The following is a 25,102-nucleotide window of genomic DNA, read 5'->3' as shown; positions in this document are numbered from 1 at the left end:
GATTATTCATCCCATTTTTCTTTCATTCTTTCAATGGTCATATTATAATCTGGAACATTGGTCTGGCATCCTTCAGCCTCTACAATGAACGATGAAACAGCAGAGGCGAATTTTCCACAGTATTCTAGATCTTTGTCATTTAAATAAGCATTTAAGAACGCAGCACGATATGAATCTCCAGCTCCCGTTGGGTCTACTGGGGTTCTGAGTATTGAATCTATTTTAATTTTTTTATCAGCGTATATCATGCTTCCGTCTTTACCGTATGTTTTAACTATAATTTCAGGCCCAATAGATCTCAGTTCAGTGATATCCATATTCAATGTTTTTAAAATTCTATCAATTTCGTAATGGTTTCCAAAAAGAATGTTACAGACTTTTATAACACTTTTAAGCTTTTCTGGAGAGTACATGTGGAGATCTTGTCCTGGGTCAAATGATATCAATTTTTGAAATTCGCTGGCCACTTCACCTGACCTTCGATTGAAGCAGGGGTCGCCTGTTGCTAGGTGAACTGCAGTTGCCTTTTTAATAGCTCTTTCAGGAGGTTCAGATTCTTTAAAGTAAGCTGCAGCCCCCCAGTAAAAATAACTTATCTGATCATTGTTAGAATCTGTAAAAACCCAGGCCATAGGTGTTTTTTCGTTTTCAATCACTATCATGTCCTCAGTGTCTACTCCCATAGTTTTAAGCTTATTGTGGTAATTTGAAGCTTTAAATTCGTCTCCAACAGCAGATACCAGTGCTGATTTAAGTCCTAATGCAGATGCAACCACTGCTACATTTGCAGCTGCTCCTCCATCGAAGTTTTTTATCTGTTTTATCAGTGTTGACGAATTTGGAGATGGAAATTCCTTAACAAGAACTATGGAATCTAAAGCTGTGTGCCCAATGGCTAGAAGATCTGTTTTTTTAATCAGAAAAATCACCTCATAATATAATAATTATTATAAATAACTCTGGAAAAATTTCCCATGGTTTTTACAAGTTTCGTTTTAAAACTATTAAAATGTTTGGAAAGTTATTTAGGTTTGGGGAGAGTATATAGTTCTAAATGATTAAAACAAATTTAAGTTAAGCTTTTTAAATAATGTCTGGAGTGATTAATTTAATTATTAAGCTGTTGTGGGGTAAGTGGTATGGTTAATAAAAAATCTGTTGTACCTTCCGATATTGAGTTTATCAGGATACTGTGGTGTGATAATGCAAATATAATAAGGGCAAAATCGATTTATAAGACTTCTTCGGAGGATTCTGAGTATTATGTAGGTATTTCTGAAGGTCAACAGGGAGTACCTGCAGTATATGATGCTGTTGTTGAAGAAAGCGGGCTTAGTCCAGTAGGTGAAGTCCAGCTTAAAGCAGATCTTTCCAGTTTTACGCCTGTTCCATATTCTCCAGGTCACGGGCGTTTTATGGGGGATATGAAAAAAAATGGAGAGACGTGGGATTACTGTCCCAGAGGGTTTTTAAAAAGGATGGTCAATAGAGCTGCAGAAATGGGGTTTTCAGTTAAAGGGGCATTTGAAAATGAATTTTACCTTTTAAAGAAAACAGAAGATGGAATTTTCCCTGCTGATAACACTTCCTTTGCATCAACTTATTCCATGGATATAAATAGCGAAATTATTAATGAAATGGTTAAAGCACTTATTTTACAGGGTATGGAAGTCCAGCAGTACCATGCTGAATCTGGACCTGGACAACAGGAAATTACAGTTAAGTACGACGAGGCTCTTAAGGCATGCGACAATCAAATAATATTTAGAGAAACTGTAAGGGCAGTTGCAGGTAAATATAGTTTAACCGCATCATTCCTTCCTAAAATATTTGTGGATAAAGCTGGAAGCGGATGCCATTTGCATTTGAGCCTGTGGGGGGAAGGTAAAAATATTTTATCTGATTTTGAAGAAAGATATGGAATGTCTAAGGTAGGGAGTCATTTTATAGCTGGTGTTTTATATCACTTGCCTGCACTTATGGCTGTAACCACTCCAATTACCAACTCTTATCATAGAATTAAACCGCATTACTGGAGCGGAGCTTTCCAATGCTGGGGAATTGGTAATAGGGAGGCCGCTATTAGGGTTATTCCTGAATTTGATGGAGAGATCAAAAATTTTGAGTTAAAAACAGTAGATGCATCTTCTAATCCTTATCTGGCATTGGGTGCAGTTATTGCAGCAGGGATTCATGGAGTAACACAGAAAATGGAACTGGAAGAGCCGGTTCAGGAAGATCCTGGAAATATTTTACAGGGAAAAGATTATAAAATAAAAATTTTACCTTCCCGACTGGAAAATGCAATTGAAGAGCTGGAAAAAGATGAAATAATCTTGAATGCAATGGGAAAGAAACTTTCCAAAGCTTATATCGCAGTTAAAAAAGCAGAAATAGAATATTTAAAAAATTTTAATTTAGAAAAAGAAGTTGAATTACTCCTTGAGAAATATTAGCTGTAAAAAAGTTTTTACAGGTCTTCGAAATTATCCTCTTTTATTCCTAAGATATCTGTAGTTTTTTTAGCTCTTACAGGTTCTATTTCTATTTCTTTTGGAGGTTGTAACTTTTTAATATCTTCCTGCAGTTCTTCAATACCTTCTGGAATCCTATTAAACAATCTATTAAATAATCCAAGGTTTTTTAAAGTAGTTATAGCTTCCATTGACATTGAAAGATACTGTTCTAACTTCCGTTTTTTAGATTCTAATTCATTTATAGTTTTATCTTTCTTGTTTACTACTTCCTGGAGGTGTCTGTAACTATTAACTAGTTTGTTATACTCTATCTGGACCATCTCAAGCCGGTTGACGTTGGATCGAAGACTTTCTATTTCATTTTCCTTTTGAGATTTAATATCCAGAATTTCACTGTAATTACCTTTTAATTCATCATAATTAATTTTTAACTCGTTATAGCTACTTTTTAGTTCATTAATCTCCTTTTTTTTGCCTTCAATTTCATTTTTAAGCCCTATATTTCCAATTCGATAGACTTCCATCTGATTGTTTATAGTTTCCTTTTCTTCGAGCTTTTCTTTTAGAGAGTTAGAGCTATGTTCCAATTCTTCTTTGAGTTTACTGTATTCATTCTTAATGCTTTCAAGTTCGTTTCCTTTATCATTGAGTAACAGGGTCAATTCATTTGATTTGAGCGCATAGTTATCTTCAAGTGTAGTAATTTTAGAGTTATAGTTTTCTTTAAGTTCGTACATTTCGGATTTTGCCCTTTGAATTTCTATGTCTTTTTCTTGAATTTTAAGACCTTTTAATTTGAGTTCTAAGTCTTTAGATTCTAATTTTGCTGCTAATTCCTTAGACTTATTTAACTCTTTTTCAAAGTCTTTTTTGCTGACGATGATAACATCTTCAATGTTTTTAAGATTATTAGCTTCAAGTTCTTCGCTCTCAATCTCAATGATATATTTGTTGTACTTACTGATTTTTTTCTTTAAGACACCCATACTAACCACTCTACCAACATCTAGTTAACTTTCCTTTATTCATTCATGGGTATAAAAGCCACTCTTATTACCTTGTAAACCAATTATCTTACACTTTCAAATCCGCACTTTTCAACTAATCTCTGCCCCTTAAAAGTTAAAATGAAATTTAAAAAGTCATCTATTCTTTTATCTTCTTTATTACATATAACGCAACTTATGATGTGCCGTGTATCATTTTTTATAATATCTGAGCCTTCCCATAGGCTGCTGTTTATAAATGTGTAAAATTCAGGATTTTTTTGGATAAATCTTAGGGCATCATAAGGTAATTTAAATTCCCACGCTAATTTATACTGAATTTTATTATCGTCCAGTGTATTCCATGCCAGCCTTTGGGGTGAATCAAGAATTTCAACAAAATTTTTCCCATTTAACTCCTTGATGTCATGATGTGTTCTTGCGCAGGATACGAGAACCAGGTGGTCATATGCAATTGGTACAAAGTCTAAATTTTGGATAAATGCGTGCACGGGGTCGTCAAGTGTTAGAATATCCACCATATCGAGGTTAGCTAGATGAATTGCATTTTTATCACTTGTTCTGTATACTGCAGCATTTAAACCATATTTTAATGATAACGTTTCCATAAGTCTGGAAGAAGCATATCCTCCGCAAATAATGATTTTTTCACGATTTTTAAGCCTATTTGTATATTTTTTATACTTTTGAAGGATTTTTTGCGCGTTCCCGGTCAGCTCAGAACCTGCACCAGTTGCAGCGAGAAGTTTAAAACCAAGTTTTTCTTCAGCTTCTTTAATACGGCGATTGAGAACTGCATGGGATATGTTTAGTTCTTGAGCAGCTTTTCGTTGGGAATATGTTCTGGATACATGTTCAAGCGCTTCAAAAAGTTTATAACTAAATGTATGCCCTTCTATTATAAGGCTTACCTTTGGATGGTATTTCATTTTAACCCCTGTTTAGTTGTCAAAGTATGGATGTAATTTCAGTCTTTCTATTATTAAAAGGATTATAACCAAATCAATATTTATAGGTAAATATACTAAGAAAGAATATGGAAATATAGATTCTGCAACCGGTGAGAAAATGATTTTAAATGAGGCTATAGATGAAATAGTGGACAATATTAAGGGTGTATCATCAGAAATTGACAGTGAACGCATTGAAGAAATGCTTGACATGCTAATTAATGCAAACAATGTTTTTATAATAGGTCTTGGAAGATCTGGACTGGTTGCAAGGGCCTTTGCTATGAGGTTAATGCATCTTGGAATAAGTGTATATGTGGTCGGGGAAACTATAACTCCAGCTATATATGCTGATGACTGTTTACTTGCAATTTCAGGGTCAGGAGAGACCAGTTTTATTATAAGCACTGCTACAATAAGTAAAAAAAGAGGGGCAAAAATAATTGCGGTAACATCTTATGAAGACTCAACCCTTGGGGGTCTTTCTGATTTGATAATGCCAATTAAAGGAAGAACTAAAATTGACACAGAAAAAGATTATATTAAACGCCAGATAAACGGAAGGCATCAGCCACTGTCTCCACTTGGAACTTTATTTGAAGTATCAACTTTTATATTCCTTGAAGGTGTCATAGCTGAGCTTATGCATAAAATGGGAAAAACAGAAGAAGATTTGAAGGCGAGGCATACTGTTCTTGAGTGATTTTTTTAAGAGGAGTTAGTTACGGTGTGTTTTTGATCAATCCCAACAAAAATCTACGATTTTTGTGGGCCCGAAAATCATAGATTTTCGACGGCCTTTTTTTTAAAAAGGTTGAAGGGGAGGCATAATGTTCTTGAGTGATTTTTTGGAATTAAACAGATCACTCCAAAAATCTTTGATTTGCAATATGTTTTTGATGATTTTATTTTTTTAAATGACTTTTTTGTTTTTATATAACCCTGATTAATTTCAGGTAATTATTAAACTATATATGTAAAATGGTTGGAGAGTACTATTTATGTCCAGAAAAGGAAAAATTATTCTAATTATTCTAATTATCTTACTTGGTGTAACAATTGCTTATCTAGTCTGGCCTCAACCTACAACAACCAGTAACAGCCAGAGGACAGTTATCAGTACAATAAACCTCCCAAACCCCATACTTGAGGGTAACGTGTCTGTGGAGCAAGCTATACAGAATAGGCGTTCTGTGAGGCATTATACTAACCAATCTATAACTTTACAAGACGTTTCACAGCTTATGTGGGCTGCGCAGGGAATCACTGATAAAGCTAACAACTTAAGATCGGTACCCTCCGGCGGACAGGTCTATCCATTGGAAGTGTATATTATTGTAGGTAAAGATGGGGTAACCGGGTTAAGTGAAGGAATATATCATTATAATCCCTATAACAACACACTGGAGAAAACATCAGAAAGTGATGCTCGTTCAGATTTGTCTCAGGCTGCAAATGGACAGGCATGGGTAAAAGAAGCTCCAGTAGATATCGTAATTACTGGAGATTACAGTAAAATGGTGGCTAAATATAAAGATGAAACACTTTGTACTCGATTTGTGAATTTAGAAGCAGGGCATGCTGGAGAAAATATTTATCTGGAAGCTGAAGCCAGAGGTCTGGTAACAGTAGCCTTAGGTTCATTTAAAGATGACCAGGTCCATACAGTTCTCGGCCTTCCAGCCAATGAAAATACGATATATATTTATCCAGTAGGGTATTCTGCGTATAACACATAGTGTTATACTATTTTTATATTAAAATCCTGTAGGGATGTGTATATATGTTAAACCGCTCTCCCCTGACAAATCCTGCTAATGTTATCCCTGCTTTTTGGGCAACGGAATAACCCGAAGAAGTAGGAGCTGCATTAGAAGTTAAAATCGGAATTCCGGTCCTTGAAACCTTTATTAACATGTCTGCAGGCATTCGCCCACTGTATACGAGGAAACTCCTTGAAAAATCTATTTTTTTAAGTGCACTTGCACCTATAACTTTATCCACTGCAACGTGGCGGCTTACATCTTCTATACCTATAAATTCATCAGTATCTTTATTTACAAGACCTGCTATGTGAGTACCGCCGGTTTCCTGCCATACATGGGCTTCTTCTTTTAATTTTTTAAATCCTTCAAATATGTCTTCTTTAGAAATGGTATAATCTGAATCTACTTCATTTATATAATCAATTTTGGTTCTCCACCCTCCAAAGCAGTCAGAGCCAACGATCAATTCTTTTCGGATATCAAAATCAGCGAGGTCAACAGTTACGTTGATGGTATAATCTTCCACTTTTATTTTGGTTATATTGTCTACAGATACAGCTAATCCTTCTCCAAGTAAGTATCCTACTGCAAACTCTTTTAAAGAGTTAGGGCTTATGGAGAAACTTCTAGTGACTGTCTCATTTATGATAATTTTGATTTGCTCGTCATTAACAATTTTTTCCTCTACCTGAGAGATTCTGTTATCAACACGTGTAGCATTTACTTTTTTAAACATTTCTGCCATGGAATTACCTCGTAGTCAAAAAGTCTGTCTATATTTAATTAGTTCACTGATTATTAAAACTGACGTAAAAATAAAAAAATTAATAAATTAATGTTTAAAAAGAGAGTTACTTATTTATTTTTTATCCGTTACAACGTCATCTACCCATGAGATGGCTGCAGCTACATTTGGGAATCCTATAGTACTTGTGACAATAATTAACGCATGATATAACTCTTCAGGAGAGGCTCCAAGTTCAAGAGCTCTTCTTGCGTGGCTGTGTACGGCACCTTCTGATCTTATGGCGGCTGATGCTGCAAGCTGAATTAAATGTGAATGTTTATGATCTATAGGGCCGGATTGATCTGTTATTCTACCTAAATCGCTTAATGCATTCCCAAATTCTTTATATCTTTCTCTTATACTTACATAATGATCTGGAAGTTCATCTGCCATGGTTATCATCCCAGTTTCTTTTTATTTACCTGTTTATAATATGATTTTAATTTGATATATTTATTACTGATTATAGTTTCAATTTACAGTTCCTAAAAATTTTTCAAAAAACTTCAAATGATTGGGGTGAAATAACTATAAATAGAAAAAATGTATATTTTTATATCATTACTCTTTTTAAAAGATTCAATCAGTCCAACTGATAAGTCAAATTTAACCAGTACATTTAAGATATAATTAGTAAACCGGTGGAAAAGAATGGAAGACAAATTAAACGAAATTTTATCAAGTTATGGGGGCGAAAAATCAGAATTAATTCCTATTTTACAGGATATCCAGTCTAATTATGGATACTTGCCTGAAGATATAATAATAGAGCTTTCAAACTTTTTGAAGATGCCTGAAAGCGAAATATATGGAGTTGCAACGTTTTATTCTCAGTTTAGATTTACTCCTGTGGGTAAAAAACATATAATGGTTTGTACAGGGACTGCATGCCACGTACAGGGTGCACCTCAAATAGTGGCTGGAATTGAAAGACATTTAGGTATCAAAGAAGGAGAAGTGACCATTGATTTAGAGTATTCTCTTGAATCTGTGGGATGCCTGGGTTGCTGTGCTTTAGCGCCATGTGCCATGGTCAATGATGAAGTTGAGTCTCATATATCTTTAAAAAATATTAAAAGGCTTTTTAAAAGGAAAAAAATAAAGAAAAAGTAAGTAATTAGATCAAAACTTTAAAAAGGGAAATCAATGAATTTCGATAAAATAGTTAAAACTGCAAAAAAGGAATATAAATCGCTTTATAAAAGCGAAAATCCGTTAATACTCATAGGTTCTGCCACATGTGGAAGATCGGCAGGTGCAGCTCTTGTAAAATCTGTAATTCAAGATGAATTGGAGAAAAATAACGCAAATGCAGAGATCATTGAAGTGGGCTGTATTGGGTTATGCTATGCAGAACCAATAATAACGATTTTTAAGCAGGGAAAGCCGGGAATTTTCTATGGAAATGTAACAAAGAAGACAGCAAAAGAAATTATCAGATCTTATATTGTAGAAGACGATCCTTTGCCTGAATATGCCCTTGGAACTATTGGAGAAGGAAAAATTGAGGGCATACCTTTATTTTTTGATACTGAAGTGTTAAAACCGCAAGTAAGGCGGATTTTACGTAACTGCGGCATTATAGATCCAAAGAATATCAACCACTACATTGCAAATGATGGGTACAGTGGATTTATGGATGCTATTGAAATGGCACCAGAGGAAGTTATAGAAAAAATAAAAGAATCAGGACTTAGGGGAAGGGGCGGAGCAGGATTCCCTACATGGATGAAATGGCAGTTCTGCCGTGATTCCGGCGGGGAAACCAGGTATTTAATATGCAACGCTGATGAAGGAGATCCAGGGGCGTTCATGAACAGGTCTCTTCTTGAAAGTGATCCTCATTCAGTTTTGGAAGGAATACTCATAGCAGGATATGTCATCGGCGCGAAAAAGGCGTATATATACTGCAGGGCTGAATATCCTCTTGCACTTGATCATTTAAAACACGCCATAAAACAGATGCGAGAATATGGATTTTTAGGGGAGAATATCTGCGGCTCTGGATTTAATTTTGATATAGAAATAAAAGAGGGTGCCGGTGCATTTGTATGTGGTGAAGAAACTGCACTAATCGCATCAGTTGAAGGAAAAAGGGGAACTCCACGTACACGTCCTCCATTCCCAACAACTTCTGGCTTATTTGGTAAACCAACCGTTATAAACAATGTGGAAACCCTTGCAAGCGTAGCGCTTATAATGCAGAAAAACCCTGATAAATTCGCAGAATTTGGGACAGACTCAAGTAAAGGGACCAAAACATTCTCTTTAGTGGGTGAAATTGAAAGGCCTGGCTTAATTGAGGTGCCTCTTGGAACAACCTTAAGAGAAGTAATTTTCGACATAGGTGGAGGTATCCCCGGCGGCAAAAAATTTAAAGCAGTGCAAATTGGAGGCCCTTCTGGGGGATGTCTTCCTGAGAACTTCCTAGACACTCCAATAGACTATGACTCCATGACAATGGCCGGTGCGATAATGGGTTCTGGTGGGCTTGTTATAATGGACGAGAGCACCTGTATGGTTGAGGTTTCCCGTTACTTCCTTGAATTTTCTCAGAGGGAGTCCTGCGGTAAGTGTGTACCATGCAGACTGGGTGCAAAACAGATGCTTGATGTACTGACTGATATAACTGAAGGAAAAGGTAAACCTGAAGATGTACAGCTGCTTAAAGACCTTTCAGAAGGAATTAAAATGGGTTCACTGTGCGGTTTAGGTCAAAACACACCGAATCCAGTGCTTACAACGCTGAAATACTTTGAAAATGAATACAATGCACACATCAATGATGATTTCTGCCCGGCCCTTGCATGTAAAGAATTCATAGCTTACCGTATACTAACTGAAGAATGCAACGGCTGTAGATTATGCTTTAAATCATGTCCTGTAGATGCAATCAGCGGTGAGAAAAAACAACCACATGTAATCGACCAGGAAAAATGTATAAAATGCGGTACATGCATCGAGCTGTGTTCTGGAAAGTATGACGCTATGGAATGCATACCAAAAATAGAGATGGATGAAGGTAAATAACTGCTTAAACATCCTTTTTACGCTATTTTTTAAGTTTAAATTTAAAATTTTTTACTTTTAGATTATTAAAAATCAGTAATTAATTTTTATCTCGTATTAACAACTCAATCTTCTTGCCTTCACCTACTCCAAATTCTTCGGTTTTAAGGGATTTTATCATACCAATAACTGCATTTTTAACGAAATCCTGCACAAAGAAGTTCATTGGGATAATACGGTCATCTACTCTGAGTAAAATTTCATCAGATTCAGTTTTACATTCTGTACCCTGTTTTACTTCCCCTTTCACAACAGCTTTTGCAAATTCTGTACAGTTTTCAAAGCCGCATTTCTTACAATCTAAATTCTGTAAAATGCCGTAGCTTCTTTCTTCAATTAGATTTACAATCGGTTTTACATCATCTTCATTCATTTCCAAAGCATTAACGCGGGTTATTATGAATTCATCTTCAATATCCGATGTGGCTATTTTAGCATAGTTGCAACGTTTAAAACTTTCTAAAACTACAAAATCAAGGTTTTTAATGAATTTTACCATGCTTAAAAGCTGGTCCAGGTCCATGTTTTTATTTACAGTTAAAAATGTTTCATCACCTGAGCCCACTACAATTTCAGCCCCGGCTTCCCTGTGTTTCCATGTGTCTTTACCTTCAAGATCAAAAGTGTGGTGGGTGTGTTTAATGGTTCCAACGCTGAAGCCCCTGCTTGTAAGTTCAGCAACGATTCTTGTAACGAGTGTTGTTTTTCCAGTATTCTTTGTTCCAGAAACAGCTATAACTTTCATAATTACACCTATAGAATAATTCAATGTCTCCTTGAGTAATATATCATTAATAAAGTGTATTCAATTATAATAACTTATCATAAACTAATTTTGCTTAATATATGTTGTACCTTATTTTTGGGAATTTCAATATAAATAAATATGATGATATATAATTTCTAAATAACTTACATATATCGGATATTTTCCATATTTTGGAGATAAAAGAGTATGTATACAATGGATAGATACTCATTTTAGAATCTAATTTTGATAATTTACAGATTTCAATGATTAACATGAAGAAAAATAAAATCACATTTACAATAGATGGATTTAATATAGAAACGGAAGAAGGAACCACCATACTTGAGGCGGCACTTGAAAACGGTATTTATATTCCAAATTTATGTTACAGCCATCAATTAAAACCATATGGGGCCTGTAGATTGTGCTTAGTTGAAAATGATGATGGAAGATTGGTTACATCATGTGAAACAATTTCACAGGAAGGAATGAATATAAAGAGTGAAAGTGAAGCAGTAAATAAAGTAAGGAGGCTTGTTGCAGAACTTTTAATTGCAAACCATGAGATGGACTGCCTTACATGCGCTAAAAATAATGAATGCAAACTGCAGGAGATAGCTTCTTATCTTGGCATTCAAAGGGATGATCTGGGAAGTTTAAGGTGTTCGACTATAGATCTTGAGAAGGACGAATCCAATCCATTTTTTGACAGGGATCTTAAGAAATGTATACTGTGCGGAATATGTGTTAGAACGTGCAGCGAGATGCTGGGTGTAAATGCAGTTGATTTTGGATTTAGAGGGTGCAATACAAAAATTACAACATTTGCAGATAGGCCTATAATGGAATCGGCCTGTGTATCCTGTGGTGAATGTGTTGTAAGATGCCCTGTGGGTGCACTGGTTCCTAAAAACAGCCCAAAACCTTCAAGGGAAGTTAAAAGCACATGTCCTTACTGTGGTGTTGGTTGTAACATATACCTTGGAGTCCGGGGAAATGAAATTACAGGTGTAAGGGCTGATCCAGATAATAAAGTAAATAAAGGTAACCTCTGTGTTAAGGGTCGATTTGGATATAAATTCATCGATCATCCAGATAGGCTAACATTGCCTTTAATAAAAAAGAACGGGGAATTTGAAGAAGTAAACTGGGACGAAGCACTTGATTTTATAGCTCAAAACCTTGAAAAGTATAAGGGAGATACTTTTGCAGCGATTTCATCTGCAAGATGCACAAATGAAGATAATTATGCTCTCCAGAAATTTACACGTGTTGTAATGGGCACAAATAATGTGGATAACTGTGCACGTTCATGCCATGCACCATCAGTTGCAGGGCTTGCCCGAAGTATGGGGAGCGGGGCAATGAGTAATTCTATAGATGAAATACCTGATGCGGATTGTCTATTTATTATAGGTACCAACGCAACGGCGTCATATCCAGTTATAGGTATGAGAATGATTGAGGCAGCTAAAAAGGGTAAAAAGCTCATTGTTGCAGATCCAAGGGAAATACAGCTTTCAAAATATGCTGATGTGTTCTTAAAACATAATCCTGGAACTGACGTTGCTCTTCTTATGGGTATGATGAGGGTGATAATTGATGAAGGCTTGTATAATTCTTCCTTTGTCGATGAGCGCACAGAAAACTTCGATGAATTTAAAAAATCACTTGAAGAATTTGATCTTGAATCAGTTGAGGAAATAACTGGAGTTGACAAAGAAAAAATAAGGGAAGCGGCAAAATTATACGCGTCAACAAAACCCGCATCTATTTTGTACTCGTTAGGTATAACAGAGCATTCTCATGGAACTGACAATGTATTTGCACTCAGTAACCTGGCACTTCTTACAGGAAACATCGGAAAACCTTCCACTGGAGTAAACCCGATTAGGGGACAAAATAATGTTCAGGGATCCTGTGATATGGGATGTTTACCTGATTCATATCCGGGATACCAGAAAGTTGATGACCCTGAAGTTTATAAGAAATTTGAAGAAATGTGGGGTTGTGAATTAGATAAGTCTGTGGGATTAAAAATGCCTTTTGTTATAGGTGCATCAAGTCTTGGAACAGTTAAAGCACTTTATATTATGGGTGAAAATCCGGTTTTAAGCGAGCCTGACTCTTCAAGCATCATCAGATCCCTTGAAAATCTTGACTTTTTAATAGTTCAGGATATTTTCATGACTGAAACGGCACGCATGGCTGATGTGGTACTGCCTGCAGCATCTTATGCTGAAAAGGATGGTACATTTACCAATGCAGAGCGAAGAATACAGAGGGTACGAAAAGCAATAGAACCAGTAGGTGAATCTAAAGCTGATTGGGAAATAACCTGTGAAATTGCTAAAAAGATGGGTGCAGAAGGATTTGAATTTAAAGACGCTTCATCAATTGTAGATGAACTTGCTTCAGTTGCTCCAATATTTGGTGGAATTGCCTACAGCCGTATTGAAGAAGAGGGCATACAATGGCCGTGTATTGATGAAAAAGACCAGGGAACTCCAATTTTGCATGTAGAAAAATTTGCAACTGAAAGCGGCAAAGGGAAGTTTATACCTTTACACTACAGACCTCCGGCTGAGCTGCCTGATGAAGAATATCCATTACTCCTTACAACAGGGCGTAGTATTTACCATTATCATACTACTACCATGACTGGAGCCGCCGATGGTCTTGTTGAATTGTACGGTGATGATCCAGTAGAAATAAACCCTGAAGACGCGGAAGAACTTGGACTTGAGAATGGGGATATAGTCAAGGTGACCTCAAGGAGGGGTGAAGTTAAAACAAGGGTAGAAGTAACTGATATGTCTCCAAAAGGAGTAGTCTTCATGACGTTCCACTTCGGCGAAACGCCTACAAATGTTCTTACAAGCCCTGCAATGGACCCTATATCCAATACGCCGGAATTTAAGGTTTGTGCGGTGAAGGTTGAAAAAGAGTAAGTTTATCATAATTTAAATTTTTCATTTTTATATGATGTTGAAATAAGTAATCATAATAGAATAATAAGAGAGTTTTTGGGGTTGATTTTAATGGGTAAAAAAGAAGCTGAAGTGTTTCATAAACAGGCGATGTCCTTTTTAGGGCAGGGTGAAGTTCAAAGAGCAGTCGAATTTTTTGATAAGGCAATTAATCTGGATGAAGATTTCTTTCCTGCATGGAACAATAAAGGAATAGCCCTTCTAGAACTTAAGAAATATGAACAAGCACTGGACTGTTTTGAACAGGTTATTCGTATAAATCCACTTGATAGGATGGTTTGGTATAACAAAGGATACACTCTGTTTATGTTAAAAAAATATGATGAATCTGTAACTGCACTTGAAAATTTCCTTTACACCTACTCTAAAGACGACGACGATTTCTATAAATATGCTTCATACCTGCAGGCTAACGGCTTTTATTATCTCAAAAAATATGATGAAGCGGTTGAAATACTTAGGGGCCTGCTTGTAAAGGATGAGAATTTTGGGGAAGCTCATGAACTTCTTGATCAGATTACAAAAAATCAGGAATAAAGTAAAAATATAACTTAAATTCACTCAAAAACTTTTAAAGAGCTGTATTTAAGTATATTGCATTTTTCACCTTTTTTTATATCTTTAGTATCTTCATCAATGAAGATATAACAGTTTGAAAGCACTGCTGATTTATTTATGCCTGCTTTTGTTTTTATTGGGTAAACCCGGTCCTCTTCAAGTTTTGCCCTTATTATATTGCACTTGCCTTTAGATGATCTTATATCATCACCTGCAGTGCATTCTATTAAATCGAACTTTTTGTATATATTCTGCATTTTTAGGATGTAATTTCTTGTAAAAATGTCAAACTGGACTGCAGCAGCTACTGGATAACCTGAAAGCATGAAAACAGGCTTATTATTTACAACACCAAATCCAACAGGTTTCCCTGGTTTGATGGCAACCCCGTGAACCAGAACTTCTCCAAGTTTAGAAGTTGCGCTTACCACAACATCTCCCTTGCTGATTGCGGTCCCTCCAGTTGTGATTACTACATCATATTTTTGGGCATATTCGTGGAGTTCATTTGCCATGGTATCCAAATCATCTCTGCAGTGTTTAATGTGGGGTACTGCAAGAGAATCTTCAACCAGTCCTTTCAAAGCAAATCTATTTGAATTCACTATTTTCCCAGGCTCAAGATTTGTGGTTGGATCTACAAGCTCATTTCCAGTTATAATAACTCCCACTTCAGGTTTTTTGAATACTTTGACCCTGCTGTAACCTGATGAGGCTATCACAGAAAGGTGATTAGGATCTAGAATTTGGCCCTCTTTTAAAATAATTTCTCCTTTTTTTAAATCTTCGCCTTTAAGCGCTACATCTCTATTAAAAGCAACTTTTTTAGTTATTTTAATCTTGTTATCCAGGTGTTCAATATCTTCTTCCATTACAACTGCGTTTGAACCTGGGGGCATAGGCGCTCCTGTTGCTATTCTAATTGCATGTCCTTGACTTAAAGTGTGATTAGATACGCTTCCAGCACCAATTTCATCTATAACTTCAAGATATATTGGATTAGATTTGGATGCCATTACTGTATCTTCTGCTATTAAAGCATACCCGTCCATTGCAGATCTGTCAAATGGGGGAACATCAATTAATACTTCAATGTTTTCAGCTAAAACTCTTGTATTTGCTTCTTCAAGAGGTATATCTTCTTTTTTAAGTGTTATTTTTACACTTTCAATTAGTTTCAGTGCATTTTCTACGGGAATTAAGTTTGATGAGTACATAATAGACACCAGTTAAATATCATTATTGATTATTTTTTTAACCTTTAATATGTCTTGAAAAAGCTGGTGCAAATAGGTTGTTATTTTTGTTAAATTTTAAAATCATGATGACCATAAAACGGGTTCAAAATGCAGGTATGGAAAAAAGCTTTATCTGGCGTGAAATTTAAAATTAAAGGATTTTAAGGGCTTTAATTGTATGCAGTTTTTTTGAAAAAGTATGCGTATGGAGGGTGATTTTTATAGTGTAAAGATGTGTGTCAAGTACACATCAGTATATATAACTTGCTATATTTACCTAGTCGAAATATATATATTTATAGAAACAAGATGTGTAATCAATACACAAGGTGTCCATCATGCCAAAACACATTGCTTCAGGATTAAAATATTTAGCGGCAGTAGAACTCATTAGAGAGGGACGCAGCCAGAGAGAGATATCAGAAATGTTGGATATGGACAGATCAACACTTTCTCATTATTTAAATGGTAGAAATATATCTATGGGATCTATAGAGATAGCAGAACTCATTAAAGGTTTCTGTCCAAAGGACTTCCTGAAGTTAACAAGTGCTCTTTTGGAAAACATGGATACAACAAGAACAATTGTTAAGACATGTTTAAACCAGAAATACAGAGCAAAAGTGAAGGACTCATGTATTGGTTGTGGGCTTTGTGTAGATACATGTTTGATGAATGCCATATCGTTGGATAATCTCAAAGCACAGATAGACTCTGAGTCATGTTGTGGATGTCTTATGTGTGAAGAAAAATGTCCTACTAATTCAATTAAAATAGTTTTGGAGGTTGAAGAAAATCCAAATCCCTCAAAAACGTAGTTTTTGTGAGCCTTGATTTGGATTTTCTGAACCCCAAAATTTGGAAAAATTTTGAGTTTGAGGAAAATCGTAGATTTTCTGAACAGCAAAATTTTTGATAGCATAAATTTTGGAGGAAAAATAATGGCTGCAAATGTAAAAGAAGTCAAAGCCAAAAATTTCGACATTGAAAGATCAGCTGAAGAAGAAAGAAAGCTGTCATTCAAGAATGAAACATGTGTTGGCTGCGGCATTTGTGAACAAATATGCCCAGTAGAGGCAATAGAGCTCGGCGACATTGGTGCAATAGTAAGGACCGGTGCTGAAGAGCCTAAAATAACAATAGATGAACATAAATGTGTACTTTGTGGTATGTGTGATGTTGCATGCCCTGTAGATGCATTAGATCTCACAATAGACGGTAAACCAATAAAAGAAATAGAAACTTACCCACGTCTCATATCTTCTGCAGAAATAAGTGATGATGCATGTGTTTACTGTAAAGCATGTGAAAGAGCATGTCCACAGGAAGCAGTAACTGTTGCAAGGGTACTCCCAGACAGGTCAAAACTTGTATCTGGTGAAATTGAAATCAACAAAGAAAAATGTATAGACTGTGGTGTATGTGAAGAAATGTGCCCTGCAGATGCTATAACCATTGAACAAAAAGGTCCTGAAGACTTCGAAATATCAGTAGATGAAGAAAAATGTGTTTACTGTGGCGTATGTAAACGTGCATGTCCTGAAAATGCTATAATGGAAGCATGCAGAGCATGTTCATACGGTGAATACGAAATCAGCCCAGAAGCAGCTGAAATCACTGGTAAAGCAATCATTGATGAAGAATCATGTGTAAGATGCGGATGGTGTGAAGATGTCTGTCCAAAAGAAGCAGTAGCTGTTGAAAAGCCATTCGAAGGTGAACTGGAATTTGACGAAGAAAAATGTGAAGCATGTGGAGCATGTGTAGATATATGCCCATGTGATGTATTAGAGTTCCACAAACCATCCAAACCAGCTGAAATCGGCGATAAAATCGATAAAAAAGAACAGTTCTGTATATACTGTGGAGCATGTGCAAATGTATGTCCTACAAAAGCTATAAACGTAAAAAGAACTGCAGTTAATTACACACCTACTAAATCCAAATCATGGCAACAAAGATTAGAATCTTTAAAAACTTAAAATCATACAGGTGATCAAATGGAACTTAAAGTAAACCAAGACAAATGTCTCGGATGCGGTGTTTGTGTAGTCGCATGCCCAATAAATGCATCAATCAGTCCTGAAGTTTCAGGTGGACACGGTCCTAAGACCGAAGACGTAATTATGATGGTTGAAAATGGAGTAATCAAATTATTCAGTAAAGATAGCTGTACAAAATGTGGTACCTGCCAAGTATTCTGTCCTACAGATGCAATCTGGCTAGAATGAGGTGTTAAATTTGACTTATGTAGAAAAACCAGCCGTTCCTAAAGTAGTAAAATTTGAAGAACCAACTGCTAAAGAACGAACTAAATTAGAAGTAATGCTTAACACAGGTTCCGACATTTACCAAGGAGCTTGCAAAAAAAGAGGATCTACCCTTAAAGATGAATACAGAAAAGTTGCTGGAGTAGCATACATGGACCCTAAAGACATGGCTAAATTAGGCGTCGCTAACTGGGAACATGTGAAAGTAGTTTCTGACTGGGGAGAAGTAATTGTATTCGCTGCTCACTCAAGGGATGCTCCTCATGAAGGCACAATATTTATACCAAAAGGACCATGGGCAAATGTAGTAACAAGCCCTGAGACCTACTGCTGCTGTGACCCTACATACAAAGGGATCATGTGTACAGTTGAAAAATCTGAAGAAGACGTTTTATTAATGGCTGACCTTATGAGAGCAACCTACAAAAAATACGTCGGCAATAAGGATGAAGAAAGCATCGCCAAACTTACTTCACTTGGAGAGATGCCGGTCTACAAGAAATTATAAGGAGGTTACATAAATGGCAAATTACGAAGAACCAATAACAGACTACGATGAAATCGTAGAAAACTGTACTTGCGCTTTTTGCGGATGTAACTGTGACGATTTAGATTATTTAGTTAAAGATGGGCATGTTGTTGCAGTAAGACATGCTTGCAGACTAGGTGCTAGTAAGATTATGGAAGATATGGATCAGAGATTATTAGTACCAATGATAAGGAATGAAGAAGGTGAACTTGAAGAAGTTGACTGGGATGCTGCTTTAGATAAAGCTGCAGAACTTATAGCTGGAGCTGTAAGACCTGTATTCTACGGTTGGAGTGAAACTTCAATTGAAACCATGCATTATGGTCTCGAACTTGGTGAATTAGTAGGAGCTGTCTTAGACAACCAGGCAACTATTTGCCACGGTCCTTCTATTCAGGCAGTTCAGAATGTAGGATACCCTATTTTCACCCTTGGAGAAGGTAAAAACCGTGCAGACATGGTTGTTTACACTGGAAGTAATGCTATGAACTCTCACCCAAGACACATGGCTAGATACAGTACTTTCCCACGAGGATACTTCAGGCCAAGGGGAAGATACGACAGAACTGTTGTTACAATGGACCCTAAATACAGTGACACAGCTAAAATGTCTGATGTATGGATTGGGTTTGAACAAAACGGTGATTACGAGTTCTATAACGCTATAAGAGCAGTTTTAAAAGGTAAAAAACTCAAAAAAGATGTAATCTCAGGTATACCTAAAGAAGACATATATGAATTAGCCGAAAAAATGAAAAATGCTCAATTCGGTACACTTTACTTCGGTTTAGGTTTAACACATACTTTATCCAAACAGAGAAACATTGACATAGCTATTCAAATGATAGCTGACTTAAACAAATACTCTAAATGGGTACTGATGCCTATGAGGGGTCACTTCAATGTTAACGGGTTCAATATTTTCATGTCTTATGAAACTGGATTCCCATACGGTGTCGACTTCTCAAGAGGATACCAGAGATACATGAACGGGGAAACCAACACCATAGATCTCTTAACAAGGAAAGAATGTGATGTATTCATGGTAATAGCTGCAGATCCAGGAGCACACTACCCTGGAGGAGCTGTAAAACACCTTGCAGAAATTCCAGTTATACAGATAGATATCCACTGGGGACCATCAACTGAAATAGCAGATGTAGTACTTCCAGGATCATTCATAGGTGTGGAAGCTGCTGGTACCAGTTATAGGATGGACGGTGTTCCAATCTACATGAAAAAAGCTATAGACAAACCTGAAACTTGCAGAGACGACGAATGGATCGTAAAAGAATTATTAGAAAGAGTTAAAAAAATCAAAGCTGAGCAAGGAACTTCACAATCTGAAGAAGGAGCTTTAGCTAAATAGGTGATTTCATGGAATACATACTTAAAAATGGTATTGTTTACGACCCTGCCAACAAGATAGCAGGAGAAAAGAAAGACGTAATGTTCAAGGATGGAAAAATCGTTGACAACGTCTCTTCTGATGCTAAAGTAATTGACGTAACTGACAAAATTGTAATGCCTGCAGGAATTGATCCTCACGCTCACGTAGCAGGACCAAAACTTGTTGTAGGTAGGTTATACAGACCTGAAGATTCAAGAAAAGGTGTAACTGGTAAAAAAGGTGTAGCAAGATCAGAAAGTGGATTTTCCATACCAAGCTGTCCTGCAACTGGATACAGATACTCTAGAATGGGATACGGAACAGTAACAGAAGCAGCTGTACCTCCACTAGAAGCTAAACACACTCACGAAGAAATAATGGCTATACCTAACTTAGACATTACTCCACTCGCTCTCTTTGGTAACAACTGGTTTGTAATGCAGTTTGCTAAAGAAGGTAAAATAGATGAACTTGCAGCATTCATCTCTTCATGGTTAAAACTCACCAAATGTTACGGTGTAAAAATAGTTAACCCATGTGGAAGTGAAGCATGGGGATGGGGTATGAACGTACATGGAATTGACGACCCTGCTCCATACTGGGACGTAACTTCCAGAGAAGTAATAACTGCGCTTGCAAAAGCTAACGAAAAGTTAGGACTGCCACATTCAATACACATACACCCTAACAACTTAGGACACCCAGGAAACTACCCAACAACTATAGGATCTTTAGACATTGTCAAAGACGTTGAGAAAAACTCACCTGTCAGAAACCAGACTGTCCACATAACTCACGCTCAGTTCCACTCATACGCGGGTACAAGCTGGAGAGATGTTGAATCTGGTGCAGATTATGTTACAGATTACATAAACAAAAACAAACATGTAACAATGGACGTTGGGCAGATAACCCTTGACGAAACCACAACCATGACAGCTGATGCTCCATTTGAATTTGATTTACACCAGCTGAATGGTCTCAAATGGGCTAACAAGGATATTGAGCTGGAAACAGCATCTGGTATTGTACCATGTATTTACTCACCAAAAGCTCCAGTTTCAGCTTTCCAGTGGGCTGTTGGATTAGAGTTATTCATGGGAGTCAAAGATCCATGGCAAGTTTGTTTAACAACTGACCACCCTAACGCAGGTCCATTCATAAGATACCCAAGAATTATCTCCTGGTTAATGAGCAGCGAAAGAAGAAATGAAATGATGGACAACAAAGAAGTCCACCCATGGTCTCACAGAAGAACCGCACTCGCAACCATTGACAGGGAATACGACTTCAATGAAATAGCAATCATCACCAGGGCAGGACCAGCTAAAATCTACGGATATCAGGACAGAGGTGAACTCACACCTGGTTACAACGCAGACATAGCTGTATACGATATTAATCCATTTGACATAGACCCATCTAAAGACCCTGCAGCAATAGAAAAAGCATTCGGTGCTGCAATGTACACAATTAAAGATGGTCAAATCTTAGTCAAAGATGGTGAAGTTGTAAGTATCAAACCAAGCCAGACTTTATGGACCAACGTAAAAGGATTAGAAGAAGAAGAAAAATCAGTAATGGAAAGGGTAATGCCTGACTTTACCAGATATTATTCAATTAAATTTGAAAACTATCAGGTATATGACAAATATTTACCTAACCCAATTGAAACAACAATTAATCAAGCAAGTAAATAAGGGGTGTTAAGCTTGAAAACAATAACTTTAGATCAAATAAAGACTTCCCCAATAGCACTGGAATTCGATGAAATAATTCCAGATGAAGTATACACTTGGGAAAAAGCAGACTTTGAAAAGTATATGGTGCCAATTGGAAACTCAAGATTCCCACTCACAGACTACTTCACTATAGAAGTGGAAGGAGATGCTGAAAGTGCTGACGATGTAAAAATGGTCATAAACGGAGATTGTGGCAGAGTAAAATACATCGGTAGCAAAATGAGTGCAGGTGAAATCATAGTTAACGGAGACGCGGATTTACACTGCGGAGCTGAGATGGAAGGAGGTTCCATCACAGTTAACGGAAATGCAGACAGCTATGCCGGTAGAGAAATGAGGGGAGGATCCCTCACCATCACAGGGAATACCAGAGAATTCTGTGGATCATCATATATTGGTGACTGGAGAGGAATGAGTGGAGGAACCATAACCCTCCACGGAAACGCTGGTAAACAGCTCGGTGAATGTTTATCCGGTGGTAAAATAATCGTTAAAGGAAACTGTGATATTCTCGCAGGTATCCACATGACTAAAGGTTACATCCAGATTGATGGTGATGTAACCAGATGGCCTGGTGGACAGATGAAAAACGGTGACATCGTTGTTAACGGAGAACTCGGTCGTTTACTGGAAGGATTTACCCAGGAAGGTATATACGACGATCCTGAAATTGAAGGAGAAGTTTTATCTGGGAAATACATAAAATACATCGGTGACATCGCTTTAAACGGAAAAGGCCGATTATGGCTAAATGCTGAAAAGAACAGGGATAAACTCTAGTTCGACTACTCGAAAGTAATTTGAAATTTATAATTTCAAGAGTTTTCAAGGGCCCTGAAAACTCATTTTCGAGGGACCGGTGAAAATTTTTAATTTTTGCTGGTCGTTTTTTTCTTTTTTTTGAAAATATATGACTACTTTTTAAAATTAAAACTTTTAGAAACTTTTATTTTACAGAAAGATCAAGTGATAATCATGGAAACTGAAATAATATTGAGTGCCAATGACGTTGTAGACTACGTCAAAAATGAAGTCAAACAGTATGATATTCTGGAAATTTCGTATAATATGGTGTATGTACCGGGAGAAGTTCTGGATATAGAAGAAGATGAAGAAGATGAAAGCTTAAACCTCACCCTCCAATTAATGGGCGAATTATTAAATGATACAGTCCATCTTGATTTAACACAGATTAAAGATGATATTTTGGAAATTCGACATACCAAAACCGACGATGAACTTGTTATAATTGTTATTGAAGAAACTTTAAAATAAGAGTACACACATATTTTAATGAATATTGGCCTTAGTAAGAGGTGATTTTTATGGAAAAAGAGATAACAATGGATTGTGACGCTGCTATTGAATACATAAAAAATAATGTAAAAACCTATGACAACATAGAATTATCTTATAATAGAGTTTATACTCCTGGAGAAGTTATAAACGTTGAAACTGAGTGTTTAAAAGACAGGGAAACCTGCAGTGTAATGGTTCAAGTACAGGGTGACACATTAAATTCAACCATTGAAATAGACCTGGAAGAAGTAAAAGATGACTTAATTGAAATTAGACATACTCCTAAAGGCCAGGAGAATGTAACTGTAATTGTTATTGACAGATGCGGCGATTAATTAGCACTTTAATAATTAAATTAATTATGGAGTATAGAACTCCTTTTTATCAATTATTTTGACATTAACAGATTTAAAACTTAAATAGATGTTTTTCCCTTTCTTAATCTTTAATTTTTCACATGAATTTGGGGTTAAAATCCCTTTAAAGTTAATTTCCCCTATTTTAACTTCTATCCAGACTATAGGGCCAACTTTTACAATTTCGTTTACAACTCCCTTAATCTGATTTTGAACAGAAGAAACAAAGGTTTCATTTGAAAAAATAACATTTTCTGGTCTTATACCTACCAAAATTTTACCTGAATCTTCAGATGAATCTGAACTGTATATAATTAAATCTGAATCTAACTTTATTTTAGTTAGAGACCCTTCTTTTTCGATGATTTTGCCTTCAAAAATATTGTGTATACCTACGAAGTCTGCAACAAAATTGTGGGAAGGTTTTGAAAATACTTCTGTGGGTATATCCTGTTGAAGAATTTTACCTTCTTTCATAACTGCCACCTTATCAGCTAAGTTCCAGACATCATTAAAGTTATGAGTTACATGGATACATGTGGTTCCATAGTCTGCTATTACATTTTTAATTAGCTTCGTAAGGTAGGCATGGGTACTTACATCAACGGCGCTGAATGGCTCATCCATAAGCAGTACTCGTGGTTCGATAATAAGGGATCTTGCAATGGCAGTTCTCTGTTTTTCGCCGCCGCTTAAGGTATCAGGATTCCTATGTAAAAGATGATCAATTTTAAGGAGTTTAGCCATCTTTAAAACTTTAGATTTTATTATTTCTTTATCATTTGTTTTTTTCTTTAATCCATAGGATATATTTTCAAAGATGTTCATATGGGGAAAAAGTACATAATCCTGATAAACTATACTTATCCCACGGTTTTCAGGATTTAACTCTGTTATTTCTTTTCCTTCGAGGAATATTTTTCCTTCTTCTGCCCTGTAAAATCCGGCAATTGTTTCTAAGAGGACAGATTTGCCTGAACCAGTTGGGCCGATAATCACCATGTAACTGTTTTTATCCAGACTTAAATTCACATTGTCAAGGTAAAATTCTCCGAGATCAACACTCAAATTTTGAACTTCTAAAAACATTGGATCATCCTGTATTTTCGTTTGCATATTTTTCCAGCACGAATATGGCTGCAAATGATATTAATATAAGTATTATGCTTGCTGTTATGGCCATATCTATATTTCCAAGTGATAAATTGTAGTAAATAGCAATTGGTAATGTTTCAGTTCTCAGGTACGTTCCACCGCCTACCAGGAGGACCGCGGCAAATGTTCCTATGCATCGGGCAATTGTAACAACTAATGCTGCGAATATTCCACTTTTAGCAAGGGGAAGGGTTATATTTTTAAAGGTTTCGAATTCTCCGTACCCTAAACTTCTGGAAACCAGTTCATATCGGGGGTTGATGTAGTTAAATGTAGAGTAAATTATTCTTACAGCATAGGGAAATGCAACAAAGAATTGGGCTATGATTATCCCTGTTGTGGTGAAAACGATATTTATACCAAGGTTCTGCAGGAAATTTCCAAATAAATTGTTTCCAAAGAGCATCAGCAGTGCTATACCTAAAATAATTTCTGGAAATGCCATGGGAAGGTCTAAAATACTTTTCACTATATTTTTAAGTGGAAACTTATATCTGGACAGTGAATAAGCAGTGGGCACAGCTATTAATATCACGCTTAACGCTGCTATTACGGATGTAGATAAGGTTAGTTTAAATGCAGTTGCCATTTCTTCTGAAAAAAGAGACTGAATGAATCCTTGTAATGATGGCATAAAAAAAAGGCTGCCTATAATTATGAATAAAAGTGCAGTAAAAATAAAAGAAATGGAAATAAAGGTTATCTCAAGCTTGCTTTTCATGTAATCACTGTATCGTTTTACTGGTTTATAAAGCTTGATGTCCTCTA

25 protein-coding genes are annotated in these 25,102 nt (G+C 36.3%); 16 read left to right on the top strand and 9 right to left on the bottom strand.

Annotated features, from left to right (window positions below; all coding sequences use genetic code 11):
* Positions 1-2: 2 nt before the first annotated feature.
* On the bottom strand, positions 3-920 hold the full coding sequence (locus tag ASJ80_RS14920; RefSeq protein ID WP_069584527.1) for a carbohydrate kinase family protein: 918 nt from the start codon (positions 918-920) through the stop codon (positions 3-5).
* A gap of 219 nt (positions 921-1,139) precedes the next feature.
* Here ASJ80_RS14920 and ASJ80_RS14915 point away from each other — a divergent pair, with 219 nt between their 5' ends.
* The gene (locus tag ASJ80_RS14915; protein ID WP_069584515.1) at positions 1,140-2,456 is read left to right on the top strand and encodes a glutamine synthetase family protein; all 1,317 of its coding nucleotides are present in this window, start codon (positions 1,140-1,142) and stop codon (positions 2,454-2,456) included.
* Between the two features lie 14 nt (positions 2,457-2,470).
* Here the strand turns inward: ASJ80_RS14915 and ASJ80_RS14910 are convergent, their stop codons facing one another.
* Positions 2,471-3,463, bottom strand: coding sequence for a coiled-coil domain-containing protein (locus ASJ80_RS14910; protein ID WP_069584514.1), 993 nt, complete (start codon positions 3,461-3,463; stop codon positions 2,471-2,473).
* 83 nt (positions 3,464-3,546) lie between these two features.
* A complete protein-coding gene (locus ASJ80_RS14905) occupies positions 3,547-4,413 on the bottom strand; it encodes a helix-turn-helix domain-containing protein (RefSeq protein ID WP_069584513.1) in 867 nt (288 codons plus the stop codon).
* Between the two features lie 139 nt (positions 4,414-4,552).
* Here ASJ80_RS14905 and hxlB point away from each other — a divergent pair, with 139 nt between their 5' ends.
* A complete protein-coding gene (gene hxlB / locus ASJ80_RS14900) occupies positions 4,553-5,137 on the top strand; it encodes a 6-phospho-3-hexuloisomerase (protein ID WP_069584526.1) in 585 nt (194 codons plus the stop codon).
* 298 nt (positions 5,138-5,435) lie between these two features.
* Positions 5,436-6,173: a SagB/ThcOx family dehydrogenase gene (locus ASJ80_RS14895; protein ID WP_069584512.1), complete on the top strand. Its 738-nt coding sequence runs from the start codon at positions 5,436-5,438 to the stop codon at positions 6,171-6,173.
* 13 nt (positions 6,174-6,186) lie between these two features.
* On the opposite strand, the gene fdhD is transcribed toward ASJ80_RS14895, so the two are convergent.
* Positions 6,187-6,945, bottom strand: a complete 759-nt coding sequence (fdhD, locus tag ASJ80_RS14890) for a formate dehydrogenase accessory sulfurtransferase FdhD (RefSeq protein WP_069584511.1) — start codon at positions 6,943-6,945, stop codon at positions 6,187-6,189.
* A 114-nt stretch (positions 6,946-7,059) separates the two neighbouring features.
* Positions 7,060-7,380, bottom strand: coding sequence for a carboxymuconolactone decarboxylase family protein (locus ASJ80_RS14885; protein ID WP_069584510.1), 321 nt, complete (start codon positions 7,378-7,380; stop codon positions 7,060-7,062).
* 258 nt (positions 7,381-7,638) lie between these two features.
* On the opposite strand from ASJ80_RS14885, the gene nuoE reads away from it, so the two are divergent.
* Positions 7,639-8,100, top strand: a complete 462-nt coding sequence (gene nuoE, locus ASJ80_RS14880) for an NADH-quinone oxidoreductase subunit NuoE (RefSeq protein WP_069584509.1) — start codon at positions 7,639-7,641, stop codon at positions 8,098-8,100.
* Between the two features lie 33 nt (positions 8,101-8,133).
* Positions 8,134-10,017 carry an NADH-quinone oxidoreductase subunit NuoF gene (locus ASJ80_RS14875; RefSeq protein WP_083241018.1) on the top strand — a complete coding sequence of 628 codons (1,884 nt, stop codon included), beginning with the start codon at positions 8,134-8,136 and terminating at the stop codon, positions 10,015-10,017.
* Between the two features lie 79 nt (positions 10,018-10,096).
* Here ASJ80_RS14875 and mobB read toward each other — a convergent pair whose 3' ends face one another.
* A complete protein-coding gene (gene mobB / locus ASJ80_RS14870) occupies positions 10,097-10,801 on the bottom strand; it encodes a molybdopterin-guanine dinucleotide biosynthesis protein B (protein ID WP_069584508.1) in 705 nt (234 codons plus the stop codon).
* 278 nt (positions 10,802-11,079) lie between these two features.
* Between mobB and fdhF the strand changes: the two genes are divergently transcribed.
* The gene (fdhF, locus tag ASJ80_RS14865) at positions 11,080-13,758 is read left to right on the top strand and encodes a formate dehydrogenase subunit alpha (protein WP_069584524.1); all 2,679 of its coding nucleotides are present in this window, start codon (positions 11,080-11,082) and stop codon (positions 13,756-13,758) included.
* Positions 13,759-13,848: 90 nt separating this feature from the next.
* Positions 13,849-14,334, top strand: coding sequence for a tetratricopeptide repeat protein (locus ASJ80_RS14860; RefSeq protein WP_069584507.1), 486 nt, complete (start codon positions 13,849-13,851; stop codon positions 14,332-14,334).
* Positions 14,335-14,354: 20 nt separating this feature from the next.
* Here the strand turns inward: ASJ80_RS14860 and ASJ80_RS14855 are convergent, their stop codons facing one another.
* The gene (locus tag ASJ80_RS14855) at positions 14,355-15,572 is read right to left on the bottom strand and encodes a molybdopterin molybdotransferase MoeA (RefSeq protein WP_069584506.1); all 1,218 of its coding nucleotides are present in this window, start codon (positions 15,570-15,572) and stop codon (positions 14,355-14,357) included.
* A 359-nt stretch (positions 15,573-15,931) separates the two neighbouring features.
* On the opposite strand from ASJ80_RS14855, the gene ASJ80_RS14850 reads away from it, so the two are divergent.
* The 9 genes from ASJ80_RS14850 to ASJ80_RS14810 all read left to right on the top strand — a co-directional run bounded on the left by ASJ80_RS14850 (position 15,932) and on the right by ASJ80_RS14810 (position 23,158).
* Positions 15,932-16,411, top strand: a complete 480-nt coding sequence (locus ASJ80_RS14850) for a 4Fe-4S binding protein (protein ID WP_069584505.1) — start codon at positions 15,932-15,934, stop codon at positions 16,409-16,411.
* Between the two features lie 123 nt (positions 16,412-16,534).
* Positions 16,535-17,575 carry a tungsten-dependent formylmethanofuran dehydrogenase subunit FwdF gene (gene fwdF, locus ASJ80_RS14845; protein ID WP_069584504.1) on the top strand — a complete coding sequence of 347 codons (1,041 nt, stop codon included), beginning with the start codon at positions 16,535-16,537 and terminating at the stop codon, positions 17,573-17,575.
* Positions 17,576-17,593: 18 nt separating this feature from the next.
* Positions 17,594-17,824 carry a 4Fe-4S binding protein gene (locus ASJ80_RS14840; protein WP_048081391.1) on the top strand — a complete coding sequence of 77 codons (231 nt, stop codon included), beginning with the start codon at positions 17,594-17,596 and terminating at the stop codon, positions 17,822-17,824.
* Positions 17,825-17,834: 10 nt separating this feature from the next.
* On the top strand, positions 17,835-18,371 hold the full coding sequence (locus ASJ80_RS14835; RefSeq protein WP_083241017.1) for a molybdopterin dinucleotide binding domain-containing protein: 537 nt from the start codon (positions 17,835-17,837) through the stop codon (positions 18,369-18,371).
* Positions 18,372-18,384: 13 nt separating this feature from the next.
* Complete coding sequence (locus ASJ80_RS14830; RefSeq protein WP_069584502.1) at positions 18,385-19,761, top strand: formylmethanofuran dehydrogenase subunit B; 1,377 nt, start codon at positions 18,385-18,387, stop codon at positions 19,759-19,761.
* Between the two features lie 8 nt (positions 19,762-19,769).
* Positions 19,770-21,482, top strand: a complete 1,713-nt coding sequence (locus ASJ80_RS14825) for a formylmethanofuran dehydrogenase subunit A (protein ID WP_069584501.1) — start codon at positions 19,770-19,772, stop codon at positions 21,480-21,482.
* 3 nt (positions 21,483-21,485) lie between these two features.
* Entirely contained in the window at positions 21,486-22,304 is an 819-nt protein-coding gene (locus ASJ80_RS14820; RefSeq protein WP_069584500.1) for a formylmethanofuran dehydrogenase subunit C, read from the top strand.
* A gap of 195 nt (positions 22,305-22,499) precedes the next feature.
* Positions 22,500-22,799: a DUF2097 domain-containing protein gene (locus ASJ80_RS14815; RefSeq protein ID WP_069584523.1), complete on the top strand. Its 300-nt coding sequence runs from the start codon at positions 22,500-22,502 to the stop codon at positions 22,797-22,799.
* 50 nt (positions 22,800-22,849) lie between these two features.
* The gene (locus ASJ80_RS14810) at positions 22,850-23,158 is read left to right on the top strand and encodes a DUF2097 domain-containing protein (protein ID WP_048081397.1); all 309 of its coding nucleotides are present in this window, start codon (positions 22,850-22,852) and stop codon (positions 23,156-23,158) included.
* 24 nt (positions 23,159-23,182) lie between these two features.
* On the opposite strand, the gene ASJ80_RS14805 is transcribed toward ASJ80_RS14810, so the two are convergent.
* Together ASJ80_RS14805 and ASJ80_RS14800 are read right to left on the bottom strand one after the other, a co-directional pair.
* Positions 23,183-24,295 carry an ATP-binding cassette domain-containing protein gene (locus ASJ80_RS14805; protein ID WP_245837597.1) on the bottom strand — a complete coding sequence of 371 codons (1,113 nt, stop codon included), beginning with the start codon at positions 24,293-24,295 and terminating at the stop codon, positions 23,183-23,185.
* Positions 24,273-25,055, bottom strand: coding sequence for an ABC transporter permease (locus ASJ80_RS14800; protein ID WP_069584499.1), 783 nt, complete (start codon positions 25,053-25,055; stop codon positions 24,273-24,275). Before ASJ80_RS14800 ends, ASJ80_RS14805 begins: the two co-directional genes overlap by 23 nt.
* Positions 25,056-25,102 lie beyond the last annotated feature (47 nt).

The organism is Methanobacterium bryantii (assembly GCF_002287175.1).
In the GTDB taxonomy this organism is placed as follows: domain Archaea; phylum Methanobacteriota; class Methanobacteria; order Methanobacteriales; family Methanobacteriaceae; genus Methanobacterium_D; species Methanobacterium_D bryantii.
The sequence above is the reverse complement of the archived record's forward strand: the minus strand, read 5'-3'. Positions and strand labels throughout refer to the sequence as shown.

Bases quoted from the DNA above. Each gene is read 5' to 3' on its own strand.
- ASJ80_RS14815 (WP_069584523.1), top strand. From the start codon at position 22,500: ATGGAAACTGAAATAATATTGAGTGCCAATGACGTTGTAGACTACGTC.
- ASJ80_RS14860 (WP_069584507.1), top strand. From the start codon at position 13,849: ATGGGTAAAAAAGAAGCTGAAGTGTTTCATAAACAGGCGATGTCCTTT.
- ASJ80_RS14805 (WP_245837597.1), bottom strand. From the start codon at position 24,295: ATGCAAACGAAAATACAGGATGATCCAATGTTTTTAGAAGTTCAAAAT.
- fdhD (WP_069584511.1), bottom strand. From the start codon at position 6,945: ATGGCAGAAATGTTTAAAAAAGTAAATGCTACACGTGTTGATAACAGA.
- ASJ80_RS14895 (WP_069584512.1), top strand. From the start codon at position 5,436: ATGTCCAGAAAAGGAAAAATTATTCTAATTATTCTAATTATCTTACTT.
- ASJ80_RS14810 (WP_048081397.1), top strand. From the start codon at position 22,850: ATGGAAAAAGAGATAACAATGGATTGTGACGCTGCTATTGAATACATA.
- hxlB (WP_069584526.1), top strand. From the start codon at position 4,553: ATGATTTTAAATGAGGCTATAGATGAAATAGTGGACAATATTAAGGGT.
- mobB (WP_069584508.1), bottom strand. From the start codon at position 10,801: ATGAAAGTTATAGCTGTTTCTGGAACAAAGAATACTGGAAAAACAACA.
- ASJ80_RS14850 (WP_069584505.1), top strand. From the start codon at position 15,932: ATGCCAAAACACATTGCTTCAGGATTAAAATATTTAGCGGCAGTAGAA.
- ASJ80_RS14875 (WP_083241018.1), top strand. From the start codon at position 8,134: ATGAATTTCGATAAAATAGTTAAAACTGCAAAAAAGGAATATAAATCG.
- ASJ80_RS14830 (WP_069584502.1), top strand. From the start codon at position 18,385: ATGGCAAATTACGAAGAACCAATAACAGACTACGATGAAATCGTAGAA.
- fwdF (WP_069584504.1), top strand. From the start codon at position 16,535: ATGGCTGCAAATGTAAAAGAAGTCAAAGCCAAAAATTTCGACATTGAA.
- ASJ80_RS14910 (WP_069584514.1), bottom strand. From the start codon at position 3,463: ATGGGTGTCTTAAAGAAAAAAATCAGTAAGTACAACAAATATATCATT.
- fdhF (WP_069584524.1), top strand. From the start codon at position 11,080: ATGAAGAAAAATAAAATCACATTTACAATAGATGGATTTAATATAGAA.
- ASJ80_RS14800 (WP_069584499.1), bottom strand. From the start codon at position 25,055: ATGAAAAGCAAGCTTGAGATAACCTTTATTTCCATTTCTTTTATTTTT.
- ASJ80_RS14825 (WP_069584501.1), top strand. From the start codon at position 19,770: ATGGAATACATACTTAAAAATGGTATTGTTTACGACCCTGCCAACAAG.
- ASJ80_RS14840 (WP_048081391.1), top strand. From the start codon at position 17,594: ATGGAACTTAAAGTAAACCAAGACAAATGTCTCGGATGCGGTGTTTGT.
- nuoE (WP_069584509.1), top strand. From the start codon at position 7,639: ATGGAAGACAAATTAAACGAAATTTTATCAAGTTATGGGGGCGAAAAA.
- ASJ80_RS14855 (WP_069584506.1), bottom strand. From the start codon at position 15,572: ATGTACTCATCAAACTTAATTCCCGTAGAAAATGCACTGAAACTAATT.
- ASJ80_RS14885 (WP_069584510.1), bottom strand. From the start codon at position 7,380: ATGGCAGATGAACTTCCAGATCATTATGTAAGTATAAGAGAAAGATAT.
- ASJ80_RS14905 (WP_069584513.1), bottom strand. From the start codon at position 4,413: ATGAAATACCATCCAAAGGTAAGCCTTATAATAGAAGGGCATACATTT.
- ASJ80_RS14915 (WP_069584515.1), top strand. From the start codon at position 1,140: ATGGTTAATAAAAAATCTGTTGTACCTTCCGATATTGAGTTTATCAGG.